The sequence below is a fragment of the Rugamonas sp. genome (assembly GCF_025354735.1).
In the GTDB taxonomy this organism is placed as follows: Bacteria; Pseudomonadota; Gammaproteobacteria; order Burkholderiales; family Burkholderiaceae_D; genus Rugamonas.
In genome coordinates this window covers 1-5519 of the sequence record NZ_JANXMI010000168.1, presented here as the reverse complement: position 1 = coordinate 5519, position 5519 = coordinate 1, and the positions used below count along the sequence as shown (strand labels likewise).

The 5519-nt window shown below is 63.3% G+C and carries 5 protein-coding genes and 1 pseudogene; all 6 read right to left on the bottom strand.

The features are described from left to right. Positions 1-1273, bottom strand: a 1273-nt coding sequence (locus Q0S71_RS13935) for an FUSC family membrane protein (protein WP_295996571.1), incomplete at its 3' end; no start/stop codon positions are given. 171 nt (positions 1274-1444) lie between these two features. Beyond that, a complete protein-coding gene (locus Q0S71_RS13930; protein WP_295996573.1) occupies positions 1445-3133 on the bottom strand; it encodes a M14 family zinc carboxypeptidase in 1689 nt (562 codons plus the stop codon). 148 nt (positions 3134-3281) lie between these two features. Continuing rightward, positions 3282-3851, bottom strand: coding sequence for a YceI family protein (locus tag Q0S71_RS13925; protein ID WP_295996568.1), 570 nt, complete (start codon positions 3849-3851; stop codon positions 3282-3284). Between the two features lie 34 nt (positions 3852-3885). After that, entirely contained in the window at positions 3886-4440 is a 555-nt protein-coding gene (locus Q0S71_RS13920; RefSeq protein WP_295996564.1) for a YceI family protein, read from the bottom strand. 67 nt (positions 4441-4507) lie between these two features. Then, positions 4508-5032: a cytochrome b gene (locus tag Q0S71_RS13915; protein WP_295996561.1), complete on the bottom strand. Its 525-nt coding sequence runs from the start codon at positions 5030-5032 to the stop codon at positions 4508-4510. Positions 5033-5241: 209 nt separating this feature from the next. Further along, positions 5242-5519: pseudogene (locus Q0S71_RS13910) on the bottom strand (adenylosuccinate lyase); the annotation flags it as partial.

Here is a 5519-nt window from a genome sequence, read left to right as displayed (position 1 = left end):
CGATGGTCAGCACGATCCAGTAGCTGTGCGCCGCATACGGCAGCCACGAGGCCACCGCCAGGCCGACCGAGATCGCCATCGCCACCCGCAGCGAGAAGCGGAAGATCGGCGAGTCCAGCCGCAGGTGCGACAGGATCATCTGCAGCTCGTACTTCTGCTGCGACAGGAAGGGGCCCATGTCGGCGTCGACCCAGAACGGCGTGGTGTCGTAGGCCTTCTGGCTGGCCTGGTGCAGCTCACCGATCATCTTGATGATGGCGCGCACCTTGTTGCGCTGCGCGCGCAGCACGGCCAGCGCTTCCTGCGCCGGTTTGCCTTCGCCCACGCGTTGCTGCAAGGCCGCCAGCTCCGCCTCGATGGCGGCCAGTTCCGGCTCGTAGCTGATCTCCGGGTAGGACGCCTTCTTGCGGGTGACGTCGTAGGCCACCGATTCGATATCGCGCGCCGCCTTGTAGGCCAGGTCGTGCAGCGATTTGAGCACCGGCGAATCGGCCAGGTGCACGCGCAGCTGGGCGTAGTCGGTGTGGGTCGACAGGATCAGTTCATACAGGTCCAGCATGCAGACGTGGACCTGGACCACGATGGCGTCTTTTTCATTCAGGTAGCTGCGCAGGATCAGGTCGCGCGACGCCTGCTGGCGGTCGGCCAGCAGGCTTTGATGGCGTACCAGCTTGTTGAATTGTTCGGTGAGGTTGTAGCGCGTGTCGTAGAAATCGGCCTTGATGTCGATGTAGGCGGCCAGCTCGAACAGGGCCTCGGCCAGGATCTGCTGCTTCATCCGGTGCCGCAGCAGGAAGGATACCGCCATCGCGTAACCGAGGTAGAGCAGGCCGCCCAGCAGGAACAGGCCGGTGTGGACCAGGGCCTGGCGCGGCGTCAGCTCGGACTCCATCGACAGCGTCATGATGAACAGCGTGGCCAGTTGCAGCGGCATGGCCTTCTTGCCGTAGACGGTCATCATGCTGGCCGCGAAGCTGACCAGCACCAGCATCGTCATCAGCAGCCAGCGCACCGGCGCGCAGATGCTGATTAACAGCGTGACGGCGCTGCACAGCAGCACCGACGCCAGCATCTCGTTGAATTTGTGGCGCAGGGGGCTGGGCAAATCCATCAGCGCCGTGCACAGCGCGCCGATACAGATGGTCATGGCCACCGTCAGGCCGGTGAACTGGAGCGCGATGGCGGTGATGCCGACCAGGCCGGCGCCGAAGCGCAGCCCGAGGTGGAAGTAGTGGCTGTAAAAGAACGTGCGCAGATTGAGTGCGTAATGCATGGCTGGGACCTTGTGGGCAGCGGAGTGCGTTAATGCGGGGGCGGTGTAAATCAGGTGATGGCCGTGCCGGTAAGCCGGGTCCATGGCCGCGCGCCGCGGGATCGCCGCCGCGCGTGGCTTGCTGCTTTTACGTATTCAACGGAGCCATATGGAATAAGGCTCGCTGGTATTTTACATCAACGACAACACCGGATAGCGGCGCCATTCCGGTTCGTGGTGACGCTTGCCGTTCTCGAAGATGAAGTCCAGCACCTGGACCTGGTCCGACAGCAGCGCCGGATGCGCGGCCTTCCACTGCTCGAACGCCGCCCTCAATTCCGGCTCGGCCTCCAGCATTTCCAGCGCCAGGTCTTCGAACACGTAATCCGAATAGGCCTCCTTCTTTTCCAGCACGCTGTTGAAGAAGCCCCAGCGGAAGAAGCTGTCGTGGCCCTGCGGCTCCAGCGTCTCGACGGCGTAGCGCGCGTTGGGCTGGTCCAGCTTCACCACATAGTCGCCCGCTTGCAGCACGAAGCTGCCGCTGCGCGTTTCCAGCGCCACCGCGTCGTGATACAGATGGCCTTCGTAAGCGCCGGCGCGCGAGTCGACGGCGGCGATGTGATAGAACTGCGCGTCGACGGTGGTCGGCGTTTCGACGCGCGTCATTTCAACGCCGTTCCATTGCAGGCGCTCGATCGCTTCGCGCCACGCCTGCGGCACCACGTAGGCTTTCGGCGCGCGCACCACGGCGTCGGCGACGAAGCGGTTGTAGTAGGCGATGTCGCGCTCCCACGGTTCGTTGCGGTCGTAGGACAGGCGCATATAGTTACCGAGCGCGCTGGCGCTGCGTTTGGCCGCGTAGCCTTTGAAGCGGAAGGTCGACGGATTTGCTTCGTCCATCTTCCAGCTGACCGGCCACTGGCGGGCGGCCGCGTAGTCGGCCTTGGCCTGGGCCCGCAGCTGTTTGATGTCGGCACCGTGGCTGACGGTGAAGGCCAGCGTCACGTCGAGCAGCGCGCGCATCGATTGATAGCGGTCGGCGTAGGGTTTGAGCATATGCGTTTCCGGCATGAAGCCGATCACGTGGTGCAGCGCCGCGAAGCCGGTCGAGAAGCGCGGCACTTCGAGGAATTCGGCGATGCCGTCGTCGGGACTGTCCTGAACCGGATTGACGTAGGGGCAGGTCGGCCAGCCCTTCGCTTCCATCTGCGCGTAGATATGCGGCAGCATGGTCTGGCGCAGGAAGGGACCGAGGCCGCTGCCCAGTTTATCGGCCTGGGTGTGGATCAGCGTCATCGTGTAGGGATAGTCGGCGCCGTTGGAGGTGTGGGTGTCGACCATCACGTCCGGGTCCCAGCCGGTCAGCAGCTGGTTGAACAGCTTGGCGTTGAGGGTGTCGCACTTGATGAAGTCGCGGTTCAGGTCGAGGTGGCGGCTGTTGCCGCGGAAGCCGAACTGCTCGGGGCCGTCCTGGTTCACGCGCGAGGTGTTGGCGCGATTGAGGCTGCCGTCGACGTTGTAGACGGGGACGAACAGCAACACCGTTTCGCCCAGCGCGGCCAGGCGTTGCGGCTCGGTGCACAGGTCGCGCACCATGGCCATGCAGGCGTCGATGCCTTCCGGTTCGCCCGGATGGATGCCGTTGTTGTTGAAGAAGACGGTGCGGCCTTCGCGCTTGATCTGCTCGCGGTCGAACACGCCGTCGGCGCTGACCACGCCGGCGTGGATGGCGACGCCGCCGTCGGAGACGCCGATCTGCTCAAAGCGCAGCACCTGTGGGTAGCGCTTGGCCAGCGTCTCGTAGTAGGCGATGCATTCGGTCCACAGGGTAGTCTGGTTTTGATTGCCTTTTTCGTAAGGCGTGAGCAGGTCTGCGTGCATGGCGGTCGGGATCTCCGTGAGGGTGAGGAAAGCGCGCGCGGCCGGCGCGCCGCCGAGGCGGAATTGTAGCATTGGCGAAAAAAAGCCCCTGCCGATTCCGGCGGGCGGATCGGCAGGGGCGGGCAGCGGACGCTGAATTCGGTGCGGCTTATTCGGTCTTGAACGCTTCGACCTGGATCGCCAGTTTGACTTCCGGCGAGAACGCCGGCAGGCCGAAGTTCAGGCCGAAATCGCTGCGCTTGAATTCGGCGGTGGCGTCGGCGCCGCACACTTCACGCTTCAGGCGCGGGTGCATGATGCATTTGAACTTGTCGACCTTCAGCTTGACCGGCTTGGTCACGCCCAGCATCGTCAGCTCGCCGTCGACTTCGACCAGCTGCTCGCCGTTGAACTTGAACGACTTGCTCTTGTAGGTCATGGTCGGGAATTTCTCGACGTTGAACATGTCGGCCGTCTTGGCGTGCGTGTTCAGCTTGTCCATGCCGAAGTCGATGGAGCTGGCGTCGATGGTCAGGTCCAGGCTGCCCGTCTTGGCGGCGCGGTCCAGCGTCACCGTGCCGCTGGTCTTGTCGAACTTGCCGCGCCAGACCGACAGGCCCATGTGGTCGGCCTCGAAGCTCGGGTAGGTGTGCGACGGGTCGATGTTGTAGGTGTCGGCGGCGATGGCTGCGCCGGTCGAGGCGGCCAATACAAGGGCGATCAAGAACTGGGATTTCATGGAGTCTCCTGGCGGTTTGCGGTCTGAACTACGTTTATTGAGCGACGACGTGGAATTTGAGGGTGACGTCATCGGCCACCATGCTGGTGTCTTTCCACTCGCCTTCGCCGATATTGTAAGCGAGACGCTTGATCGGCAGGACACCGTCGAAGATTTGCTTGCCGCCCTCGGTCTTGACGGTCAGCGGGAAGCTCACGTCGGCGCTCTTGCCCTTGACGGTGAGCTTGCCGGTGACGGTGAGCTTGCCGGCGCCGGCGCTCTTGATGGCGCTCGAGACGAAGGTCGCTTTCGGGAATTGCGCCGAGTTGAACCATTCTTTCTTGGCCACTTCCTTGTTCATGTCCGGCTCGCCCAGGTCGAGGCTGGCGGTGTCGACTTCCACGCTCGCCTTCGACGCGTCCGGCGCGGCGGCGTTGTAGTCGATGGTGATGGCATAGGTCTTGAACTTCGATTCGACCGGCACGTTCATTTGCTTGAACACGGCGGCCACGGTGGTCTTGGCCGGGTCGGTTTTGAGCAGCGTGGCGGCGCTGGCGGCCAGCGTCAGGCCGAGCAAGGATACAAAAATGGCTTTTTTGGCTTGGATCATTTGGTGCTCCTGGTTGGAAAATGGGGAGAAAGTGGGGCGGAAGTGGTGTGGCCCGGCGTGCGGCGGCTTAGGGCAGCATGCGTTTGAGGACGTCGTCGCGGTCGATGAAGTGGTGTTTGAGCGCGGCGCCGGCGTGGGCGACGACGAGGGCGGCCATGCCCATGGTCAGCCAGTAGTGCACTTCCTTGAGCACCGGCTTGAGTTCCGGATTCGGGTCTATCAGCGACGGCAGTTGGACCAGGCCGAGGTAGACCACCGGCACCCCGGCCGCGCAGGTGTACAGGTAGCCCGAGATCGGCACCGCGAAGATCAGGAAGTAGAGCAGCAGGTGGACGCCGTCGGCGGCCCGGTTTTGCCAGGCTGGCATGTGGGACGGGTGCGGCGGCGGACGGTTGGCTTTGCGCCACAGCACGCGCAGGCAGGCCAGCGCGAGCACGGTGACGCCCAGCCATTTATGCCAGGAATAATATTTGAGCTTGGTCGGGGTCAGGCCGTGGATGCCGGTCATCGTCAGCCCGAGGAAGAAGGCGGAAATTATCAGCAGCGCTGTCAGCCAGTGCAGCAGCATTGCGGTTTTTGTGTAGCGGTGCATCAGCGATCTCCAAATAAATAGTACGTGTTAGGACTAATATTACCAAAGAAAACTGATGCGTGCTGGCCGGCGATTTTTTGCGGCGCGGGCGCCAACGCAAACCGGGGCCGGAGCCTGATATTGTTGGCGCCGACCGAAGCCTGCGCCAACAATATCAGGGTCCGACCCCGGCGTCACCTGCGCAGCGGGGCTGCGGGTGGCTTAGATGGTTAGATGGCTTTGGCCAGCTCGGCGGCGATGCCGATGTAGTTGGCCGGCGTCATCGCCAGCAGCAGGTCTTTGGCGTCTTGCGGGATCGCCAGGCCGGTGATGAACTCGCGCAGCGCCTCCTTGGAGATGCCTTTGCCACGCGTCAGTTCCTTCAGCTGCTCGTACGGATTTTCGATGCCGTAGCGGCGCATCACGGTTTGCACCGGCTCGGCCAGCACTTCCCAGTTGCCGTCGAGGTCGGCGGCCAGGCGGGCGTGGTTCACTTCCAGCTTGTTCA